The organism is Streptoverticillium olivoreticuli subsp. olivoreticuli (assembly GCF_003391135.1).
Lineage (GTDB): Bacteria > Actinomycetota > Actinomycetes > Streptomycetales > Streptomycetaceae > Streptomyces > Streptomyces blastmyceticus.
The window spans coordinates 278561-304909 of sequence record NZ_CP031455.1; the positions used below are offsets into that span (position 1 = coordinate 278561).

Sequence of the window (26349 nt, forward strand, 5' to 3'; positions counted from 1 at the left end):
GTAGGCATGGACGCCCGCACCGAGTTCCGCGACTTCCTCACCTCCCGCCGCGCCAAAATCACCCCCGAACAAGCCGGCCTACCCGCCAACGGGGGAAACCGCCGGGTGACCGGTCTGCGTCGCGAGGAGGTCGCACTACTGGCCGGAGTCAGCGCCGACTACTACATCAAGCTCGAACGCGGCAACGCCCGCGGCGTCTCCGACAGCGTCCTGGAAGCCCTCTCCCGCGCCCTCCAACTCGACGAGGCCGAACGCGCCCACCTGTTCGACCTGGCCGCCGCCGCCAACACCAGCACACGGACACCCACACGGACCCCCAAGCCTCATGTGCGCCCCCGTATCCAGCACATCCTGGACTCCATGTCCACCACCCCGGCCTACGTACGCAACCGCCGACTGGACATTCTGGCCACCAACCAACTCGGCAGGGCCCTCCTCGCCCCGATCCTCGCGGCCCCGCGCCAACCGCCCAACGTAGCCCGCTTCATGTTCCTGGACCCCACGGCCACCGAGTACTACCTCGACTGGGAACGCATGGCCGCCGGCACCGTCGCGATCCTGCGCGCCGAAGCCGGACGCGACCCCCACGACAAAGCCCTGATCGACCTGGTCGGAGAACTCTCCACCCAAAGCGACCTGTTCCGCACCCGCTGGGCCACCCACAACGTCCTCCAGCACCACGGCGGCGTCAAAAGAATCCACCACCCCGTCGTCGGCGAACTCACCCTCGGCTACGAAGCCCTGGAACTGCCCGCCGACACCGGACTGACCATCATGGCCTACAGCACCGAACCCGCTACACCCACATGCGACGCCCTGAACCTGCTGGCCAGCTGGGCGGCGACCATCGACCAGGACAACATCTCCGATCCGGAGACTCATCCCAACTCCACCCGATGGCCCGGCACCCCCGCCTAGAGCCAATGCCGGGACTCTGTTGGTGATCTTCCGGAGTCATGCTGCGGTGGTGCAGAGGGCGTGGAAGCGTGTTGATCGGCGGTGGGTGGTCGGGGGAGGCTCGATCCAGTCGGCGACGCGGGTGAGGTTGCAGGCCATCGCGGTCAGGACGTGCTGGACATGGGTCTTGCGCAGACCGCGGTAACGGGTTCTGTGCAGTCCGCAGGTGCGGACGTTCTGGGAGAGAGTGGCCTCAGCGCCGGCCCGGATCGCATAGCGTCGCTGCCATTCCTCGCTCTGCTGGTCGAGCCGGTTGAGGGCCTGGATCTCGTGGAGTTCGCGGGTGGGCAGGAGCGCGAGGGCCCGGGGCCGGTCAGCGGAGCTGGTGCACTGGCTGCGGACCGGGCAGGACAGACAGTCCGCCTTGGCGAACTTGACCTGGATGTAGTCGTGTCCGCTGATCCGCAGCGGCCTCCATTCCCTGCTGACCGAGCCCTGGGGGCATATGGCCTTGTGGGTGTCCCAGTTGATGGTAAACGCGGACTTGTCGAAGCCGCCCCGGTCCCTGGCCTGATGGCTGTGGTCGGGCACGATGGGACCGAGCAGGGTGATGCCGTGCACCCGTTGGGCGCGCTCGACGCGGGCCGGGGTGATGTAGGCGGCATCGACCACGTGCTCGCCCGGGGCCAGCGCGGCGGCCGTCAGGTCATCGTGGATCTGCCCGGTGAGTTCGCCGTCCTGGACAGGGGCGATCGTGGTGGCCACGTGCACCACCACCTCGGGCCGTCCGGTGTCACATGTTTCTGTGAGATGGACCCGGTAGCCGCTCCAGCCGGTGCCCCGCTTGACGCAGTAGTGCGCGTCGGTGTCGTAAGGCGAGTCGAACCGCAGGGAGGCCGGCGGCAGCGCATGGCCGTCACGCCAGCGCAACTGTCCTCCGGCGTCCCAGTAGTAGTGATGGACCCAGACCCGACGCAGGATCTCCACCTGCGGCAGCACCCGCAGCCGGGACGGGGCATCCGGCGCCCAGGCGGCGGCCAGGACCCTCTGCCCGTCCCGGCCGAATGTCTCCGCCATCTCGGCGACCCCGGCCTTCCCGCCAGGGACCCTGCCGATCTCCACCCTGCGTCCGTAGCGCTTGTCCCACTCCGGCCCGATCAAAGGAAGAAGCCAGTTGCCGTCGGCTTCCGCCAGCTCCTCCAGCGCGGCCCGCAGGGACTCACCGGCCAGCTCCAGCCGGCTGAGCGTGCGGACCGCCGCCAGCACATGCGTGGCATCCGTACGCTGACGGCCTCCCGCTTTCAGCATCCCGGCCTCCACCAGACGCACCAGCATCACACGCAGCAGCCGGTCGGCACCATCGCCCTCGGCCAGCCGGGCCCGGAACTCGCTGAGCACGGAGTAATCGAAGCCCGGGTCCTCCAGCTCCAGCCCGAGCGCGTACTTGAAGTCGATCCTCGTCCGCACCGCATCCGCCGCCGCACGGTCCGAGAGGTTCTCCGCAAACTGCAGCACCGACACCAGGGCCAACTGCCCCGGCGAGAACCCCGGCCTGCCATCGAGCGGGTAGAGGTCCAAGAGATCCTCATCCTCAAAGAGCACATCCAGCCGGTCCCGCACGAGCATCACCGGCGTCCCCTTGGGACACGCCGCCCACGCCGTACGCACCGTCCTGGCCGGGATCCGCTGAAAACTCCTCGGCCGCAACGACATCGCACCCACCCCCGGAACCCGAGGCCACCCCGCACCCTTCCAGCGAAGCACCAACCCACCCCGCCGTCAGCACCTTCCGAAAGATCGCCAACAGAGTCACGGCATTGGCTCTAGGTGCAATACCGGTGACTTTGCTTGTCGTGGGTCGTTGGGTGTGGTGTGCCGAGGCCTGGTCAGGTGAAGTCGTCGTCGGGTGAGCGTCTGTCGGATCGGGTTGCTCTGGGGGTGCTGACGCGGGTGTTCCCGCCGGAGTTGGTGGATGAGGTGGTTGCTGAGTGCGGGCGCGTGGAACAGCGGTCGCGGCTGCTGCCGGCCCGGGTGGTGGTGTATTTCGTGCTGGCGATGTGCCTGTTCTCCGGGCAGGGGTATGAGGAGGTCGCCAGGCTGCTGACCCAGGGGCTGGAGCACGCGCGGCGGTGGGAGAAGCCGTGGCGGGTGCCGACGACCGGGGCGATCGGCCGGGCCCGGGCACGGCTGGGGCCGGAGCCGTTGAAAATGCTGTTCGCGCGGGTGTGCCGGCCGGTGGCCGGGCAGGACACTGCCGGTGCCTGGTACCGGCAGTGGCGGCTGGTCGCGGTGGACGGCACCGTCTTCGATATCCCGGACACCGACGCGAATGCGGATTTCTTCGGCAGGCCCGGCTCGGGCCGCGGACAGCAGCGGAGCGCGTATCCGCAGGTGAGGGTCGCTGCCCTGGTCGAGTGCGGCACGCACGCGGTGTTCGCCGCGGCGGCAGGGCCGTTGTCGGTCCACGAACAGCACCTGATCCCCGGACTGCTGGACCGCCTCGGGCCGGGCATGCTGGTGCTCGCAGACCGGGGCATCACCGGCTTCGAGCTGTGGCGGGCCGCCACGGACACGGGCGCTGACCTGTTGTGGCGGGTCCGCAAGAACATTGTGCTGCCCGTCCTGAAGTACTGCGAGGACGGTTCCTACCTGTCGGAGATCGTCGCCACTGATGACCGCTTCCGACGGCGTGACCCGGTCCCGGTCCGAGTGATCGAATACACCCTCGACGGCGGTGAGGAGACGGTCTACCGGCTCGTCACCACCGTTCACGACCCGGGCCAGGCCCCCGCGGCCGAGCTCGCCGCCCTGTACCACCAGCGGTGGGAGATCGAGACCACTCTCGACGAGATCAAGACCCACCAGGGCGGGCACCATCTCGTCCTGCGCTCGCGCCACCCGGACGGCATCGAGCAGGAGATCTATGGACTCCTCCTGGTCCACCACGCGCTGAGAGATGTCATGCACCACACGGCCCACCAAGCCGGACTCGACCCCGACAGGATTTCCTTCACCCGCACCCTCAACGCCGCCCGCCGCCACGTCACCGGCCAGGCGGCACTTTCCCCCCTCACGACTGAAGCAGGCACTGATACACACCGGCCGTGAACTGCTGGAACGCCTCCTGCCACCGCGACGGCCACGGGCCAGCCCCCGCGTCATCAAACGCAAGATGTCCAACTGGCACCTCAAACACACCCACCATCGCAACCCGCCCCGACCACCAGCCGCGACAGTCACACTGGTCCCACCCACCAAACCCACCAGCAGACGCCAGAAAAGCCCTTAAAACAGCGGTATTGGCTCTAGGTGTCATCGGGCGTCATGCGTGCTTCACCGACGGATCCCGCACAGGCATCCGGATTCCGCTGCGCCCGCGCCGAACTTCGTGAAGATTGAGTGAAGTTCCTGTGCATCGAACAGTGTGGCGCACAGGATCTCTCCACACGAAACATGACACAGCATCACCACAGTGCCATTCCGATGAAGTCCACGAGACGAGGAACGCACGTCATGAGCATAGGCATAAGAACCCTGCGGTCCGCGGGCGCCGCCACCATCGCCCTGGCCACCGCCTGTACCCTCACGCTGGCCACGGCCGGCAGCGCGTCGGCCGACACCGGCCCGACGGCCAACGCGGCCGCCGACCTGCCCCTCCCGCCCGGCGCCACCTCGAGCTACCCCGCCGCAATCAACGACAACGGGGTGATCGTCGGCTACACCGATGGTCCCAACAACCGGATGTATCCGGTCCGTTGGAACCCGGACCTCAGCCCCACGACACTCCCGCTGCTGCCCGGGGACCCGATGGGCTATGTCGAGGCCGTCAGTGACGACGGCACCGCCGCTGGCTGGTCGGGGAGCCACACGGTGCGCTGGGCGCCTGACGGCACGGTCACCCAACTGCAGCCGCTGCCCGGCGACACCAGCGTCGGCTTCCGTGCGATGAGCCGCACCGGTATCGCGGTGGGAGAGTCCGCGCTCGGCGGGACCTACCACGCAGTGAAGTGGCGCCCGGACGGCCAGGCCGTCCAGCTCGCTCCGCTCAAGGGTGACACCCTCACCTTCGCCCTCTCGGTCAACAGCTCGGGCACGGTCGCCGGTGTGTCCTTCTCGGACTACAACGCCTACCACCCTGTGAAGTGGAACCCGGACGGCACTCCCGTCCCGCTCGACCCGACCTCGGCCTACTCCACCGCATGGGTCGTCCAGATCAACGACGCCGGCACCGTGCTCGCGCGGGGGGCCGTGCCGACCGGTGGCACGATCAACCAGTCCCGCTCCGTGACCTGGGGCGCCAACGGCACCGTTACGGACCTGGGCCCGCACTCCAGCGCGAACGCCATCAACGCTTCGGGCACCGTCGTCGGTCGGCAGCTCGGAGCGGACAACATCGACTACACCGCCACGAGTTGGAGTCCCGATGGCACCGCCACGGTGATCGGCTCCGCGTACGAGTACACCACGGCCGTCGCCGTCAACGACGCCGGTGTCTCCGTCGGGTACACCGGGGTCAAGGTCCCGTCCGATCAGCACCGCTTCGCCCTCCGCTACGAGGCCGACGGGAGCCTGACCGAACTGAACGTGACACCGGACGGCAGCAACTCCTACGCCACGTCCATCAACAACGCCGGCGTGGCTGTCGGCGTCCGGATCACCTTCCCGACACCGGGAAGCTCCACGGGCACCGCGGTGATCTGGCGGCCATAACCACCGCTCACCCGTTCGGGGGCCCACCAACCCCGGAATCACTCGGCCACCCCGACCGCCGCGCCACCCGCCCCAGCACCGCCACCCCCTCCGCGCTCTCCCCCAGCGGTGGGAGGTGCGGCTCGACCAGGGCCCACTCATCATCCGTCAGATCGCCACGCTCCATGCCCCTGGCCTACCAGACCACGGGACACAGCGCGGCCGAATCCACCAACTCGTGATCGCAACTACGAACACGCTCCAGGCCGCCTGGCTGGGCATTCGCCGGACGCTGAGGCGGCCTTCGTTTGATCACGTGCTCCGAGCAAGGTGCACTGACCACGACGAAGGCCGTGAGGGTAAATCTGCTGCATGCCGCTGTTCCGGAGGAAGCCTTCGCGGTGACGTCATGCTTCCGGGACGACTTGAGGTCATCTCACTTGGTGAGTCGGCGGTAGCAGATGAGGGTGGCGGCGATGCTGGTGATCGCCTTCGCGGATGGCCCGCCGGACCGGCGGGCCATCATGAAACTTCGAGGCTGAAGGCAGGAGCACGAATCCTCCACTACATCCCTGTTGCGTCATAAATAATGCGGAGCGACAGGTCGGGTTAGCGCGCCGCATTATCTACGACACAACTATCAGCCAACAACAGTCTGGCCATCGAATGTGCCACCAACACAGACATTCACGCCGGGTGAGAGCACGACGACCTGTCCGCCCCCCAACCTGCACTGGTTAGCCGTGACGACTTCGGGTGCGGCCACAGCTGTTCCCGCAAGTCCCGCTAGGGAGATACCGAGAAGAGCCGTGGAAACAGCGACAGCAATACGACGCATGTCGACTCCTTTCAGCCGCGGGGTGAGGTGACTCAGCTCCGGGAAGGCATGTACAGCCGTTGTCTCACTCGCGCCGTTCTCGGTCCATACTCGTTGACCGGCCACCCTCGTGTGAGTGACTGCATTCACTCGGTTGGAGCAGGCCCGCCGTCGGTTCGATCTTTAAGACAGGGCCGTTCCATTCACACTCCCTACACGATGTACAACGTGGCGATCCGCCCGTCGTCGGTGAGCTCGGCGATGTCCATCACGGTGAATGGGGCAGCGGCGCCGGAGGGGAAGCACCATTCGAAGTGGAACCAGAACGAGACCAACGCGGTGCCCTGTTGACTGTTGCCGTCCATCACTCCGAGCAGAGTCAGGAGCGACCGACTGGTGTCGGCGAAGAGTTGAGGGTAGAACTCGGCAGCTGGTTGGGGGCCGTACAGCGGTGAGTGGACCAGTGCATCGGAGGTGAAGAGCTTCAGTACGGCATCGGCATCGGCCCGCTCCAATGCCGCCAGGTAAGCGGAGACAAGCTCGGAAGTGGTCACAGTCAGCCCCTATTCATGGCGAAGACATCATCGGCCTTGCGGTTCCAACGCCCTGATGCGGCAACGAGTTTGCGGATGGCCGCGTCGAAGCGGTCGAGAGAGCCCGGTCGGCCGGGGTCGAACAGGTATTCCTTGAGCTCCTGCCGGTCAGCGGCGAACAGGTCGGCGCCGTCCGGCGCCATCGCTTCGAGGAGTTCGCTGATCTGCGAAGCCTCGGGAGTGAGCACCGTCGCGGCCCGTGCCGTGGTGTTCCGCAGCCGGAACAGCTCGGTGCCGAGCCCGGCGGAGTCGGTCACGGCATAGGGCTTGCCGCTGGCCATGAAGTCCGACACCACGCCGGAGACATCGCCGACGAGGCCGTCGGCCACGTTGAAGCAGTCGTACGGCTGTGGGCCGTCGGCGGTGACCACATGATGCCGCCAGTCGCCCACGGCACGCCAGTACGTCTCGGTCCAGAGCCTTCGCAGGCGCACAACCACGTCCGCTCTGACCCTGCCCTCTCCGGAGACCCGTGATGCCTCGGCTTCGTCACGGGTCCGTCCGGCGATGTCCGTCAGAGACACCAGGCACATAGTGAGGAAGGCCAATTCGGCCCGCGCCTCGGCACGCTCGGCCTCCCTCCGTGCCGCCCGGGCCGGGTCGGCGGCGCGCTGCGCCCCCGCTTTCTCGATCATGGCCGTGATGCGCAGATGGGCCGCCTCGGCCCGAGCGCTGCGGGTACTGGTGACGGGTGCGGCCGGTAGAACACCCGAACGGGCCGCGGGGCCTCCAGCAACCGACGCACGATGTTCTCACCGGTAGACATCAGGGACGTGTTGCTGGAACGGCCGTCCCGGCCTCCCCATGTGGGGGCGTACAGGACCGTGGGGAGGCGACGGGGCGCGCCGTCCCAGGGCTGGACTGCGGTCGGGACCAGCAGGCGGCCGTGCTGATGTGCCATGGTCTCGAGCCACATGTTGACCTGGTGGGCAGAGTCCTTCGAGCCCGAGAAGTAGAGCACCGTCTGCGGCCGGTGGTCGCCGAGCCACGCGTCGATCTCCGCGAGCACTGCCTCGGGGCGCGGCGGGAGGCGGTCCGGGCGCAGCCAGGGAACGAGCGCCGCTGTGCGGGCCAGGGCCGCGACCCCTGTCACGGCCGCGCCGGCTGTCGCGTATCCACCGGTACCCGTGACGGCCGCGAGCAGCGCCCCGGTCACGAGCGGCAGGTCGAGGTGAGCCGCCTTCGCCTTGGAGCGGTTCAGCAGGAAGCCCGGTGGAGCGTTGGGGATTCGCAATGCGCCCAGGTCGATGTTCCGGGTGGCGACCGGCAGCTTGCGGCGGATCCGGATGAGGGTGGTCAGCGTGTTGTGCAGCGCCTGGAGCCCTTGGAACGGAATGAGGCACCCCAGCAGGATGTACACCGTGGACAGGTCGCCCATCCGCGCCACCAGGAGCACGAGCAGCAGCTGCCGCAGCAGAAATCGATGTGCCAGGCCGAACGCGGCCTTGTCGAAGCGATCGATCAGGTGGCTCCCCCGTCGGCGCAGGATGTGATCCGACCCGTAGGAGGCACAACAGACGGCCATGAAGGTCAACGGCGCGGGCAGGAGGGCGCTGAGTGCCAGGAGGGGATAGCTGAGCGCCAGCACGAGAGCGGCGGCCGACTCGGCGCGGTTGCAAACCCGGGCCGGGCGGATGACGGACCGCATCACTCGGCGGCCCGGTGAACAGGCGGTACGCACGACTCGGGGGTGGCGACCCGGGGGTTGGGCAGCGCTGCGGGCTCCTGCCTGCGGACATCGATCACCTGGCCGGTGAGGCCGGAGAGCAGGACGTCGACGGAGGTCTGAGCTACCTCCTCCGCCGTCAGCAAGGTGTCCTCGGGTTCGCGCCCGAAGACCTTCCACCGCATCGGTGTGCTGGTGCGCTCGGGGTTGATGCAGTTGACGCGTATTCCGTCCACGGCCCATTCGTCGGCCAGGGCTTGAGTGAGGTTCACGGTCGCTGCCTTCGCGGAGGAGTAGATGCTGTAGTCCGCCCGGCCCCGGGTGTAGCTGCTGGAGGTGTACAGCAGCAGTTGCCCCCGGGTCTCGGCCAGGTAGGGGTGGGCTGCGCGGGCGATGTGGAGGGGGGCGAGGTAGTTGACGGCGGTGGCCTGGGCGATCTTGGTGACGTCGGTGTCCGCCAGCTTGCCGAGCCCGAGGAGGGCGGCGGTGTTGACGACGTAGTCGATGCGGCCGGCCTTGTGACGGGTCTCGGTCAGTGCCGCCGCGACGTCTTCCGGGTGTTCCACGTGCGTACCGGTCCCGGAACGGCTGTAGGCGAAGACCCGGGCACCGTGCTTCTCGGCGAACTCGCGGATGCGGGCACCGATGCCGTAACTGGCGCCGAAGATCACGACGACCTTGCCGTCCAGTGACCGCCGGTAGGCGGACTCCGACCGATGGGCCGGCGCGATTTCGCAGGAGAGCTGGAACAGCTTGTCCGCGATGAACATGTCCACCGGGTGGGTCACCTTCATGTTGTGCTCGTCGCCGCGTACGACATGGATGGGGACCGCGGGCAGGTAGCGCAGCACGACGGAGCAGTCGTCCGTCGCCCCGAAACTGTGGTCGGCCGCGGCGATCCGGTGGGCCGCGCGGAGCGTGAAGAACCGGAAGGCCTGGGGCGTCTGCCCCCGGGACAGCCGCTCACGGGGCAGGATGTCGGTGACGAACTCCCCTTCGCCGCCGTGCTCTCGCGTCACGATAACGGTGTCGGAGGACGGGATCGCCACATTCACCGCTTGGTACGTGTCCAGCGCCCGCACGCAGTCGGTGATCACACGCTGGGACACCAGCGGGCGCACGGCATCGTGCAGCAGGATCTTCGGGTCCTCGCCCTCGGCCAGATGTCCTTCAAGGGCTTCGAGCGCCTCCCGGGTGGTCTCACTGCGGGTCGCCCCGCCGACGTGGACGCCGCGCACCTTCCGCAGCGCCGCTCCGTCCACCAGCTCTTCGGCTCGGAGGAGGAAGTCCCGGTGCGTGAGGACGAGGACGTCGTCGATGTCGGGGGAATCCTCGAAGGCACGCAAGGTGTGTTCGAGGATCGGCCTGCCCGCGATCTTGATGAGCTGCTTGGGAATGGCCGGTCCGACACGCCGGCCGGTGCCTGCGGCCAGGACGACAGCGACGGTGCGCTGAGGGGAGGACGGTACGCGCATGCTTCTCAGTTCAGTTCATAGAGGGCGTCGGGCGGAGTACGGAGTCCGACCGGTGCCATCGGGCCGTCAACGACCTCTGCCCTGCTGAGCGTCGGACGTGTCTCGCAGGGCCGCTCGGCACCCGTTCGACCGCGGCAGCAGCATCGCCGGCCGGCACGCCCCGACGAACCGACGGCACCGCACCGGGTTCCCGTCGAGCGAAGGCGCTCCAACCGGCAGGGCCATCGTCTCCCGCGAAAATGCGATTCTCGTCGCCCGATCGGAATCAATCGGGAAACCTACAGTGACCCTTAAATCAACCATCGGCCGCAGTCGAGTCAACTTTGGTCGTCGCGGAATGGACATTTCGTGACTGTAGGCTTCCGCTGTGCGGTATTCGGTGCAAGGCCGAGCAGCCGAGGAACATCACCGAGATCGAGCTGGGCATGCGGCCTGTCTCGCCACTGATGTGGATTGACGGGTTCCCGGCGGAATCAGGTCTTTGGAACCGAATGACAGCTCCGTACGAAACCCGCGCAGTGGGATCGATCTTCTGACCGTCCCACGGCCATGGAGAATCAGGTCTCCTGTCACGCATCTGCAAATAAAACATGCGTGGACACAAAGCGTGGCGGCCGCATACCGGGGAAGTACCGCAGCGCCTCCCTCACCCACCCCGGCGGAGCGCAACGTGAAGACCCACAACCAGATGTCACTTCCGTGCTGGGCAGACGTCACGGCCATGGATCCGCCCGCTTCGGCTGCCTTTTACGAGGAACTCTTCCAGTGGCGGACCACGCCCGGAACCGGCCCGGAGTCGGTCGACTACAGCACGTTCGCGCTGGACGGGAGAAAGGTCGGCGGGATCAGTCCGTGTACTCCGGATATCCCTCGTCCGACCTGGCTGCCCTACATCCGTGTCGCCGACGCCGACGAAACAGTCCTCACGGTCCTGGAGTCCGGCGGGGCGCTGGTCGAGGGGCCGGCGGAAATCAACGACCTCGGCCGCCTGGCCGTCGTGACCGATCCGGACGGCGCGATGGTGGGCGTCTGGCAGCCCGAGGCGCTCCTGGGCGCCGACGTCATCGGACTGCCCGGCTCCATGTGCTGGAACGAGCTGCAGACACACGACGTCGACCGAGCTCGCAGGTTCTACGGTCAGGTCTTCGGCTGGACAGCCTCCGGGCCCCCTGCACCCAGTCGGTACACGGAGTGGCATGCCCAGGGTCTGCCGTGCGGCGGCATGACCCTGGTGGACAGCCGCGCACCGGCACGCTGGCTGACCTACGTGGGCGTCACGGACTGCGATGCCGCCGCCGAGAAGTGCGAGGGGCGCGGGGGCACTGTGCAATGCTCCCCCGCCGACACCTCCCGAGGGCGTTCCGCTGTGCTGAGTGACCCCCAGGGCGCGGTCTTCGCCATCACCGCGCCCCGGTCCGGCGATGCGATGCGCGCGTCGTGAAGGTGGCCTGCGGTACATGTGAGAGCGCTCTCGCTGCCCGGTCCCTCGTGGGGTCAACCTTTGGCGCCAGGCATCACCTTTCGGCCCTCCGCGAAGCCCTGTCTTTCCGCCAGGCTGGCGCCGTCGGCATAGGGGGCAGTCGTCATTCCCGGTGAGTTCCCGTCCTGCGGTTGACGACCTCTGCCGACGAGCGGCCCGGCATTCCATTCCCCCCGGCGAATGCCGGGCCGCGCCATTCCTTCTGGCTATGCCCATGGGCATAGCCAGAATTGCTGCCGTCGCCCTCCACTCCCGTGATCCGCACCCGGCCGGATGTCTTGTGACATATCCGATACCACGTCCCGCGCGATGACCCGGTGAGGTTATTCGCAGCGGGCGCCGCATGGATCGGGATCATTCGAAACCAGGCATCCAGCAGCTTCCTGGCCTGCCTTTCGCGGGCGTCGCCGACGATTTCACGGGAACCCGAGGGGAAGCCTTCGAGAATCCGGTACAGGCGATCTTGAATTCACACAGATAACGAGCAGCACCGTTGCCATGTCGTTAAGCGTTCACTTCTTGACGCTTTCTTGGAACGCAAGGTTGACTTCCTGCCACCTTGGCCGCAACGACGCGGCCCCTTAAGGGAGGTACCGAGCGAATGAACAAGCGTCTGCGTCGTGTGACCGTGGCCATGGCAGCCGTATCAATGGCAGCTGGTCTTGCCGCCTGCGGCAGTGCCGCGGAGTCGAGTGGCGGCGGCAAGGAGAAGGGCAAGGACGGCAAGAAGCTCACCATCGGGCTGCTGCTGCCGGAGAATCAGACCGCCCGTTACGAGCGGTTCGACAAGCCGCTGATCGAGAAGAAGATCAAGGAGCTCGCGGGCACGGACGTCACCGTCCTCTACGACAACGCGAAGCAGGACGCGTCGGTTCAACAGCAGCAGGTCGACACGATGATCACGAAGAAGGTCGACGCGCTGATCATCGACGCGGTGGACGCGAAGTCGATAGCGAGCTCGGTGAAGAAGGCCGACGACAAGGGCATTCCCGTAGTGGCGTACGACCGGCTGGCAGAAGGTCCGGTGAAGGCGTACACCTCCGTGGACAACGAGCGTGTCGGGAAGATCCAGGGCGAATCGCTGCTGAAGGAGCTGGGCGACAACGCCTCCAAGGGCGACATCGTCATGATGAACGGTTCCGTCACCGACCCCAACGCCAAGATGTACAAGGACGGTGCCCACTCCGTGCTCGACGGGAAGGTCACGATCGGCAAGGAGTACGACACCAAGGAGTGGAAGCCGGAGAACGCCAACGAGAACATGAAGGGCGCCATCTCCTCGCTCGGCAAGGACAGGATCGTCGGTGTCTACTCCGCCAACGACGGCATGGCGGGCGGCATCATCACCGCCCTCAAGAGCGCGGGCTTCGACAAGCTGCCGCCGGTGACCGGCCAGGACGCCGAGCTCTCCGCGGTCCAGCGCATCCTGGCGGACGAGCAGTTCATGAGCGTCTACAAGCCGTACAAGCCCGAGGCCGACGCCGCCGCCGAGATGGCCGTCGCCCTCGCCCAGGGCAAGGACGTCGACTCGATCACCCAGACCACCGTCGACAGCGACTCCCAGAAGAAGATCCCCTCCGTGATCGTCGCCCCCTTCGCCCTGACCAAGGAAGGCATCGGCGAGTTCGTCGGCAAGGAGGGCTTCTTCAACCTGGACGAGATCTGCACCGCGAAGTACAAGGCGCAGTGCGACAAGGCCGGACTGAAGTAGTCCATGGCGCCTTCCCCATGGCGCCACTTGCTCTCCCCCCGTTCACATCCTCCGCCCGGCGACAATCCGCTTCCTCCACTCCGGGCGGAGCATCCCCGCCGGTCAGGCGGTGAAGGAGATGATGCACATGTCCGCTACGCCCGTGCTGGCGCTGCGTGGAATCTCCAAGCGGTTCGGTGCCGTGCAAGTGCTCACCGACGTAGAGCTGGAGATTCGTCCCGGTGAGGTGGTCGCCCTGGTCGGTGACAACGGTGCCGGTAAGTCGACTCTGGTCAAGACCATTGCCGGGGTCGGTCCCGCCGACGACGGTGTGATCGAGTGGGAAGGGCGGCCGGTCACCGTCGACCGGCCGCACACCGCCCAGGAGCTGGGTATCGCGACGGTCTACCAGGATCTCGCGCTGTGCGACAACCTCGATGTCGTCGGCAACCTCTTCCTCGGCCGGGAGATTGTCCGCGCCGGGGTGCTCGACGAGGTCGAGATGGAGCGCCGCGCCCGCGAGCTGCTCGCCACCCTGTCCATCCGGATCCCCAGTGTCCGTATCCCTGTCGCCTCGCTCTCCGGCGGGCAGCGGCAGACCGTCGCCATCGCCCGCTCGCTGCTGGGCGAGCCCAAGGTCGTCATCCTCGACGAGCCCACCGCGGCGCTGGGCGTCGAGCAGACCGCGCAGGTCCTCGACCTCGTCGAACGGCTGCGGGAGCGCGGCCTCGGCGTCATCCTCATCAGCCACAACATGGCCGACGTGCGAGCCGTAGCCGACCGCGTCGCGGTGCTCCGCCTCGGCCGCAACAACGGCACCTTCGAGGTGCGCACCACCTCCCAGGAAGAGATCATCTCCGCCATCACCGGTGCCACCGACAACGCTGTCACCCGCCGCAAGGCCCGGACCGCACTGGAGGAGAAGTGAGCACCGACCTGCCCACGACCACGGACACCGGCGACAACAGCCAGGCTCTCGCCGATGACACCAGCGGCGCAGCGGCCGCGTTCACTGTCGACCCGCGCCTGCTCCTCCAGGAGGAAGGCTTGGCGGGCTACTGGAACACGTTCCGCCGCAAGCTGCGCAGCGGCGAGCTGGGTTCGCTGCCCATGGTGGTCGGGCTGATCATCATCGCCCTGATCTTCCAACTGCGAGATGCCGCCTTCCTCGGCCCGGAGAACCTCTCCAACCTCTTCGTCACCGCGGCCGGTACGGGTCTGATCGCGGTCGGCATCGTCTTCGTCCTGATCCTCGGCGAGATCGACCTGTCCGTGGGCTCCGTGAGCGGCCTGGCGGCCGCCGTGTTCGCCGTGGTCAACGTCAACCACGGCGTGCCCGAATGGCTCGCGCTCGTCATCGCGCTCGGCTCCGGCGCGGTGATCGGCGCGCTGCACGGCTTCTTCTTCGCCCGCGTCGGCGTGCCCGCGTTCGTGGTGACCCTGGCCGGCCTGCTCGGCTGGAACGGCCTGATGCTCCAGGTGCTCGGCTCCAACGGCACCATCAACCTCGACGACACCGGGCTCATCGCTTCCCTCACCAACCACTACTTCACCGACATCTCCGCCGGCTACGCACTCGCGACCCTGGGCGTGGCCGCGTTCTTCCTGTTCTCCTTCCGCGACGCGCGCAGACGCAAGGCCGTCGGCGTCCCCAGCCGCCCACTCAGCGAGATCGTCCTGCGCTCGGTCGCACTGGCGGTGCCCGCCTACGTGGTGGCCTGGCTGTTCAACCAGTACAAGGGCCTCCCCCTGGCCGCGGTGATCTTCCTCGGGGTCGTGGTCGCCCTCGACCTCGTGCTGCGCCGCACCTCGTACGGCCGTAAAGTCTTCGCACTCGGCGGCAACGTCGAAGCGGCCCGCCGGGCGGGCATCAACGTCTCGCTGATCCGCATCTCCGTGTTCGCGCTCTCCGGGACAATGGCGGCGCTCGGCGGGATGTTCCTGGCCTCGCAGATCAACGCCGCGAACCAGTCCTCCGGGGCGGGCAGCCTGCTGATGAACGCCATCGCGGCGGCCGTCATCGGCGGCACGAGCCTCTTCGGCGGCCGGGGCAAGACATGGTCCGCCCTGCTGGGCGTCCTCGTCATCCAGTCCATCGCCTCCGGCATGGCCCTGCTGGGCATCGCCTCCGCCATCCAATACATGATCACCGGCGCGGTGCTGCTCGCAGCCGTCGTCATCGACTCGGTCTCGCGCCGCGTTCAAAGAACAACAGGCCGTGCGTAGACGGCGATGCGAGCAGTCGGCGGACAGCCGAAGGGCATGTCGCCCACCGCCTACGTCCAACCTCCCGCCCGGGCGCCCGGGCACGGCTGTGCAGAGCCCTACGAGACACCCCGCCCTGGTCCGCCGCTGCCCCGGCTCGGCCGCAGCAGACCGCAAACGACTGGAAGGACTCCCGCAATGCACTGGAATCTGCGGCTGGTTGCTGCCAAGAAGGGCATCTGGAAAGCGACCGATCTCCAGCGGAGCCTCGCCGAGTACGGCTTGGTGATCTCGTCCGCGAAGATGTCCGGGCTGTGGTCCGGTCAGCCCCTCTCGCTCAAGCTCAAGGACCTGGATGTCATCTGCGTGGTCCTCGACTGCGAGATCGGCGATCTGCTGATCCCGGAGCCGGAGATGGTCAGCTGGTCCGTGCCGGATGAGCGCAGTCGATGGCCGAATGCCTGTCCCCCGGTGATACCTCGCCCCCGCGGCCACGATTCATTGCCGCCGGAGTGAACCGAGCGCAACTCCGCGCATTGCAGAGGCAATCGAAAGATTTCGCGATGGGAGTGACAGAGTGTCCTGGCGATTCCGGCAGCGGTCGCGTGTGAGGGAAACTCCCGAATCGCCACTCCGCAGGATGCGGAGTTGGTGGTACAGGCGAGGATGGAGAGCCCCGCGCTTCGTATCGTCGCCCGCGCTTGCGAGGGTCCGGCGGCGCCCTGCCCCGGTACCCGGGCGGGCCCGCCCCACGTGCACAGCTGCCGCGCGACGCCGATGCGCGAGGTGTTCCGTGGAAGCGGGCGACGCTTGCCGAGAACGCGGGCGATCCCTGTCCCGAGCTGATCCCATACCGCACATCATTTCGTCCCGGCGTCCGACCACCGGTTACCTGGCGATCCCGAACGACCACAGGGTGACGAGGTATCACATTTCGACGGCTCCCGGTCCCTTCTCTCAATGCTGCAATAAAACCCAGCGCCAACTCAGGTGTTCGGCGCCCCGTTTGGCAGGCATTGATGAGGAGAGAGAACCGTGCAGAATACCCGGCCGATCGGCACCATCCCAGCTGACAGTGTCGTGAACGACAGCGGAGTCGGCTGCGAATTCGCGGGAATCTACAGCCAGGGCTCCCTTGTGGTGCGGTGCTCTCCTGGCAGTGCGGGTGCCGCCGTCGACATCGACGTCACGACCCGGGCGGAGCGAGGCGGTTTCGTAGCGGAATACACCGTCCTGGCAGACGGCGAGGAGTACGCGATCCAGCCGCCTTCGGGCAAGGTGCCGGAGGGCCGGGCGCTCATCGAGGTGCGGAAGAGCGGTGCCAGCGGGCCCGGGAACCTCCAACTCGGCGCCGGTCAGGCTGATGTCGGCAGGCCCGCTTGGGAGCACGTGGACGCCTCCCCCGTGCAGATCGTCCCGCCGGAGCATCTGCCGGCCGTTCTCCCTCCCGGCGGCGGGCCGACGGACCCCATCGCGCAGGCAGGTCTCGCACGGGCCGCCGATGCCATCGCGCAGCTGGTGGCGGACGAGGGCCTCGAAAAGATCGATTTCAAGGGCTTCGGGCGGGCGCTGAAGCTCGGTACCCAGTTCACCGGGACCATCGCCAACGTCCACGCCTTCTCCAAGGCCGTTACCGCGGACGACTGGCAGACCGTCATCCTGGGCGGTGGCACCACCGCTCTCAGCACGGGATCGACGGCGTCCGGTCTGATGTCCACCGGTTCGGAGGTCCTGGAGAAGGCTCTGCGGGCGGGACAGCGTGCCGACTCGGAGAAGCTGGTCAAGTTCCTCGGGAAGCTGGGCAAGAAGGTCGCGGGGCCACTGGGCCTCGCGGCGGACGTGGGCGGTCTCGTCAACACGTCGATCAACTACCACAAGGGCAAGCCGGGAACTCACGCGATCAACGTCGGCGTGGACAGTTCTGCCGTCGCAGGGAGTGCCGTAGCGCTGGTTCCCGGGTTCGGTCCAGTCGGTCTCCTCATTGCCGTTCCCGCGATCCTGTACACGGCAGCGGATGTCTTCATGCTCAATCCCGCGCTGCCGGATGAGCAGATCCAGTCCTTCAAGTCCTCGGTGCGGCAGGCCGTGGCCGAGGTGGACGACTTCATGGACAACGCCTACCGGGACGCCGTCGAGGGGGTGAACGCCAAGTACGAGCTGTACTTGGAGGGGCTTCAGCGGCAGTGCCGAGGAAGTCTTGACTCGGCCGAGTACCGAGAGGCGCTGGAGGGATACCAGGCGGAGCAGGCGCGAGAGCTGGCCCAGCTTGCCGCGCGGCGGCCGGAGCTGGCGAAGGCGGCCCGCAAGGGCGCCGTGCAGAAGGCCCGGGTCCTGGTCCACGAGCAGCTCGACGAGAACCGGGATTCCTTCCTCCTCGGCAAGATCGCTCCCACTCGCGGTCTTGACATGTGGGACTTCATCAAGGGGAAGGGCTGGACCCTGGATCCCCTTGTCGAGATCGACGCCTACTGGCGTGATTTCATCAGGGGCTCTGTCCGCAATGTGATCCGCGAGCTGAGCTCCTTCAGCACGGAGGAGATCGAGGCATGGGCCGGTCGTGAATTCGGCCAGTGGCCCACACAGCCCAAGAAGAACTACGCTTCCTGGCTGCCGTTCGGCTGAGGGACATCCTGCGCGGGGCGCCATGACGAACGCGCCGAGGCCTGGTCGGTGGGGCGATGCACCGACCGCCCCACCGGCCAGGCCATCGATATGCCCCGCCGCGTGTCCGTCGTACGGCGACGTATTTCCTCGACGCGCCGAGCAGTCACGCAGTGTGAGCAACCGGCACTGGCACGTCGACGGCCACGGCTCATGTCCACATGCCTCGCCCCGGGCCCAGGGCCCGCAAGCGTGCGCGGTGCCGATGACAAAGCCATACTGTTTCTGTCGGCCACGCGTCTTTCGCGCTGCTCCGCACTGGCTGTGCCCTCACGGAACCGATGCCAGAGGCTCGCCCGTGGTTGCGGCGGCAACCGCGGGCCGTGCCCTCCCCGGCCGCGGACGCAGACCCGCGGAAGGCGAGGGAGTGAAAGCGGCACCTCACGGCGTGGACGGGAGGAGCAGCAGTGACGACCCCCGGCAGAGCCGATGACCGTGGCGTGGAAGGGCCGGACGACGCCGTCGACGTGGGTGTCGTCGTCATGGTGGATGTTCACGGTGTCGTGGCGGGCTGGAGCACCGACTCCGAGCGCTTGCTCGGCTTCTCCGCGGACGAGGCCGTGGGGCGGAACGCGGAAAGCTTGCTCAAGGCACCGGAACTGGCGCCGAAGGCTCTGGCCATGGCCGTGGAACACCAGGGGACGGCCCCGCCGCGGTGCCTGCTGTCCCTCCGGCACCGCGACGGGCATGAGCTCCGGGTGCTCGCGGGGGTAGCACGGCTGCTGGCTCCTCCGGAGCGGGCGTACTGGCTCGTCACGGGCACCCCGGTGAAGCCGTGGTCCCGGCAGGAGCCGAGCACAGCCTTCCATGAGGACTTCTTCGCCCAGTCGCCCGTGGCCATGGCCGTGCTGGACGACGACCTCCGGTACGTGTGGGTCAACGGCGCTCTGGAACGCGGCGGCGGCGTCCCCCGTGAGCAGGCCATCGGTCGCCGCTGGGGCGAACTCCAGCCCGAGCTGGCCCTCCGGACGGCCCGGTACCGGATGCGACGGGTGCTGGACACGGGAAAACCTGAAATCGATCACGTCTACCACGGACGTGTCCGGAGGGATCCGTTTCGCGAACGCGCTTTCTCCATGTCCGCTTTCCGACTTCAGGACACGACGAGCGGCAAGGTCGGCGTGGGCTTCATGGCACTGGACGTCACCGACCGCTGGCAGGCGAGGCGGCGTCTGACGCTGCTGAACGAGGTGGGTGCCCGCCTGGGGCGCACCTTGGACCCCTGGCGTACCGCGCAGGAAGTCTGCGATGCGATCGTGCCCGGTCTGGCCGACTGCTGCACGGTCGATCTGTGGGACTGGGCGGTCCATGGCCGCGATCCGGTGAGGGACCCCATCGGGGGCGCCGCCACGCTCATCCGCGCGGGTCAGCAGTGTGTGCGGCTGCCGTGTCCGTACTCGGTGGTACCAACGGGCGACACGGTCAGATACGCGTCCCCGTCCCCCGTCGTGGAGAGCCAGACCACCGGCCACGCGGTGCTCACCTCAGGATCCGAGATCGGCCTCGCCCGGGGCGGCGGCCCCGAGGCGGGCTCCGGCAGCCGTACGGGTTCCGCGATGGTGGTCCCGCTGCGGGTTTCCGGCACGGCCCTGGGGGTGGCGATCCTGATGCGTCACGAGCGGCAGGATCCGTTCGAACACGACGATCTCCTCCTGGCGGAGGAGATCATGGCTCGCGGCGCACTCTGCCTGGAGAACGCGCGCCGGTACGTCCACGAGCATTCCATCGCCGTGACCTTGCAGCGCAGCCTTCTGCCCTACCGTCTCGCCGAGGAGACGACCCTGGACATCGCCTCCCGTTATCTTCCGGCGGACGCCGGCGACGGCGTCGGAGGCGACTGGTTCGACGTGATCCCGCTGTCCGGAGCCCGTACCGCGCTGGTCGTCGGTGACGTCACCGGACACGGTATCCAGGCCGCCGCCACCATGGGCCGGCTGCGCACCGCGGTCCACACCCTCGCCGCCATGGACCTGCCTCCCGACGAGCTTCTCGCTCGCCTTGACGATCTCGTCCTCCGTCTGGCCGAGCACACCCCTCCCGGCACGGAGAGTCTGGGCGCCACGTGCTTGTGCCTCGTCTACGACCCCACGAGCCGCCGGTGCACCATGGCTTCGGCCGGCCACCCCTCGCCGGTGCTCATCGGCCCCGGCGGGGCCGTGACCGTGCCCGAGCTGCCCCCCGGTCCTCCGCTCGGTGTGGGTGGCCTGCCTTTCGAGAACACCGAAATCGAGCTGGCGGACGGCACCTTGATCGCCCTTTACACCGATGGGCTTCTCCACGCGGACGCGGACACCGACGAGCCGACTGTCGACCGGCTCATCCAGGACCTCACCCCTGCCGATCGCCCCCTCGACCTCATCTGCGAAGGCGTCATCAACTCCCTTCCCCTCCTGCCCCCCAGCGATGACGTGGCTCTCCTCATCGCCCGGACCCAGGCCCTGGGCACCGACCGGATCGTCCAGTGGGAACTGCCCCGTGATCCGGCCGTCGTCTCCCACGCCCGCGCTCTGGCGACCGAGCAGCTTCACGCGTGGGGCCTCGACGACCTGCAGATGACCACTGAACTCATCGTCAGTGAACTGGTCACCAACGCCATCCGCTACGGCGCCGGGAGCATACGCCTGCGGCTCATCTGCCATCAGACATTGATCTGCGAGACCTCCGACGAAAGCAGCACAGCACCGCATCTGCGCCATGCCAGGACCACCGACGAGGGCGGACGCGGACTCTTTCTCATCGCCCAGCTCTCCCGCCGGTGGGGGACCCGGCCGGCCGCGACAGGGAAGACCATCTGGACCGAGCAGGAACTCCCCCCGGCTCCGGAGCCGGCGAAAGGCTGGGAGATACCCGATGTCTGAACCCTGCTGCCGAAGAGGAGCCCAGCACCCTCGGCGAAACGGGCAGGTTGTCACTTCACGACACCGTCGGCACCGGTCTTGCTGCCCGCGCTGCCCTTGAGGGCCGAGTCCGGGATCGGCCGGTCGGCGTTGAGCGCCTTCCAGACCTCGTCGGCCGCGGGGAGCGGCACCAGCCGGTTCGGGTCCTTGGCGTCCGCAGTGGTCGGCAGGGTAACCATGTGCATGTCGCTGGAACCGATGCCTTTGAGCCTGTTCGCGAGGCCGTGGAGCTTGTCCACGCTGCCGAGCCCCTTGTCCGTGGTGATCGACTTGGTGGCGGTGTCGGCGAGCCCGTAGAGCTTGGAGGGGCTGCTCAACAAGCCGACGTGCTTGACCTGGTCGAGCAGGGCCTTGATGAACGCCTGCTGGAGCTTGATCCGCCCGAGGTCACCGCCGTCGCCGACACCGTGGCGCGTACGCACCAGGCCCAGGGACTGCTCGCCGTCGAGGGTGTGAGTGCCCGGCTCCAGGTTCAGGTGGCTCCACTTGTCACGGATCGGCTTGGTCGTGGTGACCTCCACCCCGCCGAGCTTGTCGATCAGCTTCTGGAAGCCGGCGAAGTCGACCTCCATGTAGTGGTCCATACGGATCTTCGTCATCGCCTCGACGGTCTTGACCGCGCAGGCCGCGCCGCCCACCGAGTACGCCTCGTTGAACATCGCGCGCTGGACCGCCGGGCTCGTCCTGCCGTCCGGTGTCGGACACTCGGGTCGCGGGACCAGCGTGTCACGCGGGATGCTCACCACGCTGGCCTTCTTGCCCTCCGCGTACACATGGATGATCATCGCGGTGTCGGAGCGGGCGCCTTCGTCCGCGCCGTACTTGCTGTTCGCACCCGCCCGGGAATCGGAGCCCAGGACGAGGATGTCCAGCGAACCGTTGTCGACATCGGCGGGACGGTCCTTGCCCAGCGCCGCGTCGATGTCGACGGCGTGCAGATTGCCGTTGAACTTGTACCAGAGGAACCCTGCACCCGCACCTCCGACGAGGACCACGCCCGCTCCCGTCCAGGCGGCTATTCGCCATCCCCTGCCACGGGTTCGCGGCTTGCGGCGGCGGCCACCCTGCACACTGCGCCGACGGCGTCCGCCCCTGCTGTCATCAGCCATGCGTTCCTCAGTCCTCTGCTGATTATTCGGACACGCCCCCTCCCTGTCCCCCTTCGGCCGGCCTGTGTCCGGCCGGCAACACCGCGCACCGGACAGGAAGCATGCGCCAAGAATGCGCTCCGGCTTCTGAGAGCCTTCTAAGAATCCGCCGCCGAATTGCCGCCGAAGCCGCCCAGCCCCGCCGCCTGCGCTTTCGCGCGCGTCTCAGTGCATTATCCGGTCAGACCCACCGGCCAGGCCTGTGGCAAAAGTCTCAACCAGCCGTCCAGGGCACGTTCATCGGCGGACTTCCGACTCTGTCCGGCCTTCGGCCTTGAATATTTCGCCGCACTGCATCAATGCGCTCGGGCCGAAACAGCCATAAGTTGATTCCGTATAGCCATTGTTCCATTGACGGGCCGACCCGAGGGCCACCCAAAGGAAGCGGACCGTCAATCTTCCGGCAGTCATGGGGAGTTACGAGGAATTCTCTTAAATATCTCTCAGCGAGCTTTGTCACCCTGCGGCCATGGCTACAGCACACGACAGACTTTCGGTGGTCGTCGGAGCGGGCGGGACCGGCGGACACATCTATCCCGGGCTGGCGGTCGCCGATGCGGTCCGCCGGGCCGTGCCGAACGCGGTCATCAGCTTCATCGGGACCGAACGCGGCCTGGAAACCCGTCTGATACCCCAGGCCGGATACCAGCTGCACACGGTCGACATGATTCCCTTCGACCCCTCGCTCGGCTCGCGCCGTTTTCTCCTGCCCGCCGATCTGCTGCGCTCCGGCATGCAGGCACGTCGTGTCATCGAGAAACAAGGTGCTCAAGTCGTCGTCGGCATGGGGGGTTATCCCAGCGCACCCGCCGTCCTCGGTGCACGGCTCGCCGGCCGACCGGCGCTCGTTCACGAATCCAACGCGGTGCCGGGGCGCGCGAACCGCTTCGCCACCTCCCTCACTCCCCATGTGGCGCTCGCCTTCGACCGGACCCGCGAACACCTCGCGACACGGTCCGGCGCACGCGCCGAAACCGTCGGGATGCCGCTGATGGGCGCGGTCGCGCAGCTGAACCGGACAACCCGGGCCGGGCTGCGCGAAACGGCGCGACGGGCCTTCGGAGTACCGGAGCAGGCACGGATGGTGCTGTTCAACGGCGGCAGCCTGGGCGCCACACGGCTCACCGAGGCCGCCGTACGGCTGGCCGCGCGGTGGCACGGACGGCCCGACGTCCATCTCGTGATCAAGACCGGTCCACAGACCCTGGAGGCGACCCGGGCCCGGCTGACCGCCGAGGGCGGCGACCGCGTCGCCACCGCCGTTGGCTACCTCGACCGGATGGACCTCGCCTATGCCGCGGCCGATCTCGTGGTGTGCCGCGCGGGCTCGGCGACGGTGGCGGAACTCGCGAGCGTGGGCGTGCCCGCGGTGCTGGTCCCGTACCCCCACGCGCCCCACGACCACCAGACCCACAACGCCCGTGTGCTCTCCGACGCCGGGGCCGGGCTGCTGCTCCCCGACGGCGAGACGGACGGCGACCGGCTCGCCGAGCTGATCGGGCCGCTGCTCGCCGACCCGGCGCGGCTGGCCGCGATGAGCGCGGCGGCCGACCCGGGCACGCACGCGATCGCCGCCGACCTGATGGCGGCCTGGGTGCTGCGCCTCGCGGACTTCACACCCATGCCTTCCGCCGAAGGCGGAGCTCCGATCCAAAACTCCTAGCGGTCGGTTCGGCACACGCCGGGCCTCCCTGCGGGGCATCTCGCGGCCATGGCACGGACGACTGGTGTACCGAACGGTCCGCGTCATTCGGCCTCTCAGCATCGCCGAGGGGTGACATTCCGCATCCGAAAGGAACTTCTCATGTCCTCGACTGCCAACACACAGAGCTGGCACGGCCGTACCGTCCTCGTCACCGGGGCCGAAGGGTTCATCGGGTCCACGCTCGTCGACCTGCTGGTGGAGCGCGGCGCGCACGTGCGGGTGCTCGTGCACTACAAGCCGTACGCCGAGCGCGGCCACCTCGCCCGCTACCTCGGGCCCGGCTCGCCCGTGGAGACACTCGCCGGTGACGTCCGCGACGCCGGACGCGTCATGGACGCCGTCGCCGGGTGCGACACCGTCTTCCACCTCGCCGCGCTGATCGGCATCCCGTACAGCTACGCCTCCCCGGAGGCGTACGTGCAGACCAATGTGGCCGGCACGGAGAACGTCGCCGCCGCCTGCCGCCGCCACGGCGTGCGACGCATGGTGCACACCTCCACCAGCGAGGTGTACGGGACGGCGCTCACCGTGCCGATCCGTGAGGACCACCCGCTGCAGCCGCAGTCGCCGTACTCCGCGTCGAAGATCGGCGCGGACATGCTGGCGCTGTCCTACGCGCACTCCTTCGAGCTGCCGGTGACGGTCGTGCGGCCCTTCAACACCTACGGACCCCGGCAGTCCGCACGCGCCGTGATCCCCACGATCCTCGCCCAGCTGCACTCCGGCGCGGAAGAGATCCGGCTCGGATCGACCACACCGACACGGGACTTCACCTATGTGACCGACACGGCGGAAGGATTCCTCGCGCTGGCGGAGTGCGACCGGGCGATCGGGCACGCCGTCAACCTCGGCACCGGCCGCGAGATCTCCATCGGCGATCTCGCCCAGTCGCTGATCCGGGCTTCCGGGCGGCCGGCCCGGGTCGTCGTCGACGAGACGCGACTGCGGCCCGCGGGCAGTGAGGTCGAGCGGCTGCTCTCGGACAACTCGCGGGCGCGGGACTGGGCGGGGTGGGTCCCGCGCGTCGAATTGGAGGAGGGGTTGGCCCGGACGTCGGACTGGGTCCGGGACAACCTGCGGCTCTTCGCCGCGGACCGCTACCAGGTCTGAGGGAAGTCCCGCCCTCCGCCCAGGGCGCCATCATCCTTGGTCTCTGCCGGCTCCGTCCGGGGAGACCAAGGATGGTCGGGTTTCTCCAGGAGGCAGCGGCAGACAGGCGCGGAGAATGAATCCTCCGGCAGCTGTCGGTTGCGCCTGGAAGCGGCCGTCGAGACGGCACACCCGCGCGTACAGGCTCTCAAGTCCCGTACCGCTTCCGCCGAGCGCGGCACTCTTGCTGGTCGGCGGCCCGTTCTCGACGGAGAGGGCCACCCAGTCCTTCTGGAAACCGAGCGAGATCTGGATGAGGGCCCCGGGCGCGTGCTTGACCGCGTTGGTCAGCCCTTCCTGCCCTATGCGGTAGAGAGCGGACTGGATTTGCTGGGGAAGAGGGACAGGAGCGCCTTCGATGGAGCACACGGCATCTACGCCGATGGCCTTCATATTGCGTACCAGGGATTCGAGGAACACCTGGTAGCCCACCTCGGCGAGGCGGACCGGCGGGGAGCTGTCGCCCGGATCGTTGCGGAGCATGTCGAGGATTTCCCGCAGCTCGGCCATGACCGCCCGTGAGGCGTCCTCGATCACGTGCACACCCTCGAGCACCTTCTCGGGTTTGTGCGCGTTCACCTTGACCGCCGCTGCCTGCATGCTCACGACCGCGACCTGGTGGCCGATCCCGTCGTGCATGTCGAAGGCCAGTCGGGTGCGCTCCTCGAGCACCGCGTATCTGGCGGCCTGATCGACCGTTCCCTGCAAGCGTCGCACCTGCTGGCGGAAGAACATGTTGCGATGCTCCTGCCCGCACAGCACCCGGGCCACCACCGCGACGAGCACCACATGTACGCCTACGTGGTAGAGGACCGATCCCGAGAAGAGGGACTCCCCTACCAACGGCCGGGTCAGGTAGTACCCCAGGGCGATGGCGCCGACCGACGCGAAAGGGGCGTGCCTTCCATGGCGGGCCAGCGCCCACGTACTGAAGATCAGTGGTGTGGTGTCGTCCGTGGCCAGCGTCGCCAGGACACTGGCGACTCCCGCGACTTCCGGAACCCGACGGCGCACGAGAAGGGTCACGGCGTACCCCGCGGCCACGGCCATGGACATGGCATAGCCCGACACCAGCCCCGTGCCGTACTCGCCGGAGACCGCGAGCAGGGTGAGGACCAGCGCCGACAGAGCGGCTGCGGCGTCCAGCCCGCGTGGCCCCGGAAACCGCAGGCGGTGCAGGAACGGCCGGGCACCATGGCGCAGCGGAGCTTGTTTCACCATCAGCTCGGCCCCGCCGGCGGTAGGGACAGACATACGGAAGCTTCTTTCAGGGGAGA

19 protein-coding genes are annotated in these 26349 nt (G+C 67.8%); 12 read left to right on the forward strand and 7 right to left on the reverse strand.

Features of this window, described 5'->3' with window-relative positions; genetic code table 11:
• The first annotated feature begins 6 nt into the window (after positions 1-6).
• Entirely contained in the window at positions 7-918 is a 912-nt protein-coding gene (locus DXZ73_RS01160; protein WP_116209199.1) for a helix-turn-helix transcriptional regulator, read from the forward strand.
• Between the two features lie 36 nt (positions 919-954).
• Here DXZ73_RS01160 and DXZ73_RS01165 read toward each other — a convergent pair whose 3' ends face one another.
• Entirely contained in the window at positions 955-2610 is a 1656-nt protein-coding gene (locus tag DXZ73_RS01165; RefSeq protein WP_275898559.1) for an IS1182 family transposase, read from the reverse strand.
• 159 nt (positions 2611-2769) lie between these two features.
• Here DXZ73_RS01165 and DXZ73_RS01170 point away from each other — a divergent pair, with 159 nt between their 5' ends.
• Complete coding sequence (locus DXZ73_RS01170) at positions 2770-4005, forward strand: IS4 family transposase (RefSeq protein ID WP_116209201.1); 1236 nt, start codon at positions 2770-2772, stop codon at positions 4003-4005.
• 405 nt (positions 4006-4410) lie between these two features.
• Positions 4411-5607, forward strand: coding sequence for a hypothetical protein (locus tag DXZ73_RS01180; protein ID WP_116209202.1), 1197 nt, complete (start codon positions 4411-4413; stop codon positions 5605-5607).
• 1008 nt (positions 5608-6615) lie between these two features.
• Here DXZ73_RS01180 and DXZ73_RS01185 read toward each other — a convergent pair.
• The 4 genes from DXZ73_RS01185 to DXZ73_RS01195 are packed head-to-tail and all read right to left on the reverse strand — an operon-like array spanning position 6616 to position 10137.
• Positions 6616-6957 (reverse strand): nuclear transport factor 2 family protein, encoded by a 342-nt coding sequence (locus DXZ73_RS01185; protein WP_162889939.1) that lies wholly within the window; start codon positions 6955-6957, stop codon positions 6616-6618.
• A gap of 2 nt (positions 6958-6959) precedes the next feature.
• A complete protein-coding gene (locus DXZ73_RS39020) occupies positions 6960-7631 on the reverse strand; it encodes a hypothetical protein (protein WP_240351053.1) in 672 nt (223 codons plus the stop codon).
• On the reverse strand, positions 7628-8644 hold the full coding sequence (locus DXZ73_RS39025; RefSeq protein WP_240351055.1) for a hypothetical protein: 1017 nt from the start codon (positions 8642-8644) through the stop codon (positions 7628-7630). The genes DXZ73_RS39020 and DXZ73_RS39025 overlap by 4 nt, the downstream gene beginning before the upstream one ends.
• Entirely contained in the window at positions 8644-10137 is a 1494-nt protein-coding gene (locus DXZ73_RS01195) for a bifunctional cytidylyltransferase/SDR family oxidoreductase (protein ID WP_116209204.1), read from the reverse strand. Before DXZ73_RS01195 ends, DXZ73_RS39025 begins: the two co-directional genes overlap by 1 nt.
• Before the next feature lie 670 nt (positions 10138-10807).
• On the opposite strand from DXZ73_RS01195, the gene DXZ73_RS01200 reads away from it, so the two are divergent.
• From DXZ73_RS01200 to DXZ73_RS01230, 7 genes are all read left to right on the forward strand, one after another.
• Positions 10808-11578 (forward strand): VOC family protein, encoded by a 771-nt coding sequence (locus DXZ73_RS01200; protein WP_116209205.1) that lies wholly within the window; start codon positions 10808-10810, stop codon positions 11576-11578.
• Between the two features lie 640 nt (positions 11579-12218).
• Positions 12219-13328, forward strand: a complete 1110-nt coding sequence (locus DXZ73_RS01205) for a substrate-binding domain-containing protein (protein ID WP_116209206.1) — start codon at positions 12219-12221, stop codon at positions 13326-13328.
• A 118-nt stretch (positions 13329-13446) separates the two neighbouring features.
• Positions 13447-14235: an ATP-binding cassette domain-containing protein gene (locus tag DXZ73_RS01210; RefSeq protein ID WP_116215345.1), complete on the forward strand. Its 789-nt coding sequence runs from the start codon at positions 13447-13449 to the stop codon at positions 14233-14235.
• Positions 14232-15533: a sugar ABC transporter permease gene (locus DXZ73_RS01215; protein ID WP_425315806.1), complete on the forward strand. Its 1302-nt coding sequence runs from the start codon at positions 14232-14234 to the stop codon at positions 15531-15533. Before DXZ73_RS01210 ends, DXZ73_RS01215 begins: the two co-directional genes overlap by 4 nt.
• Positions 15534-15710: 177 nt before the next feature.
• On the forward strand, positions 15711-16028 hold the full coding sequence (locus DXZ73_RS01220) for a helix-turn-helix domain-containing protein (protein WP_116209207.1): 318 nt from the start codon (positions 15711-15713) through the stop codon (positions 16026-16028).
• 519 nt (positions 16029-16547) lie between these two features.
• On the forward strand, positions 16548-18134 hold the full coding sequence (locus DXZ73_RS01225; protein WP_116209208.1) for a hypothetical protein: 1587 nt from the start codon (positions 16548-16550) through the stop codon (positions 18132-18134).
• Positions 18135-18580: 446 nt separating this feature from the next.
• Complete coding sequence (locus DXZ73_RS01230; protein WP_240351057.1) at positions 18581-21031, forward strand: SpoIIE family protein phosphatase; 2451 nt, start codon at positions 18581-18583, stop codon at positions 21029-21031.
• 50 nt (positions 21032-21081) lie between these two features.
• Here the strand turns inward: DXZ73_RS01230 and DXZ73_RS01235 are convergent, their stop codons facing one another.
• The gene (locus DXZ73_RS01235; RefSeq protein ID WP_116209209.1) at positions 21082-22179 is read right to left on the reverse strand and encodes an LCP family protein; all 1098 of its coding nucleotides are present in this window, start codon (positions 22177-22179) and stop codon (positions 21082-21084) included.
• 508 nt (positions 22180-22687) lie between these two features.
• On the opposite strand from DXZ73_RS01235, the gene DXZ73_RS01240 reads away from it, so the two are divergent.
• Together DXZ73_RS01240 and DXZ73_RS01245 are read left to right on the forward strand one after the other, a co-directional pair.
• Positions 22688-23881, forward strand: coding sequence for a UDP-N-acetylglucosamine--N-acetylmuramyl-(pentapeptide) pyrophosphoryl-undecaprenol N-acetylglucosamine transferase (locus DXZ73_RS01240; RefSeq protein ID WP_116209210.1), 1194 nt, complete (start codon positions 22688-22690; stop codon positions 23879-23881).
• A 141-nt stretch (positions 23882-24022) separates the two neighbouring features.
• Positions 24023-25033: an SDR family NAD(P)-dependent oxidoreductase gene (locus DXZ73_RS01245; RefSeq protein ID WP_116209211.1), complete on the forward strand. Its 1011-nt coding sequence runs from the start codon at positions 24023-24025 to the stop codon at positions 25031-25033.
• Between the two features lie 30 nt (positions 25034-25063).
• Here the strand turns inward: DXZ73_RS01245 and DXZ73_RS01250 are convergent, their stop codons facing one another.
• Positions 25064-26326: a sensor histidine kinase gene (locus DXZ73_RS01250; protein WP_116209212.1), complete on the reverse strand. Its 1263-nt coding sequence runs from the start codon at positions 26324-26326 to the stop codon at positions 25064-25066.
• Positions 26327-26349 lie beyond the last annotated feature (23 nt).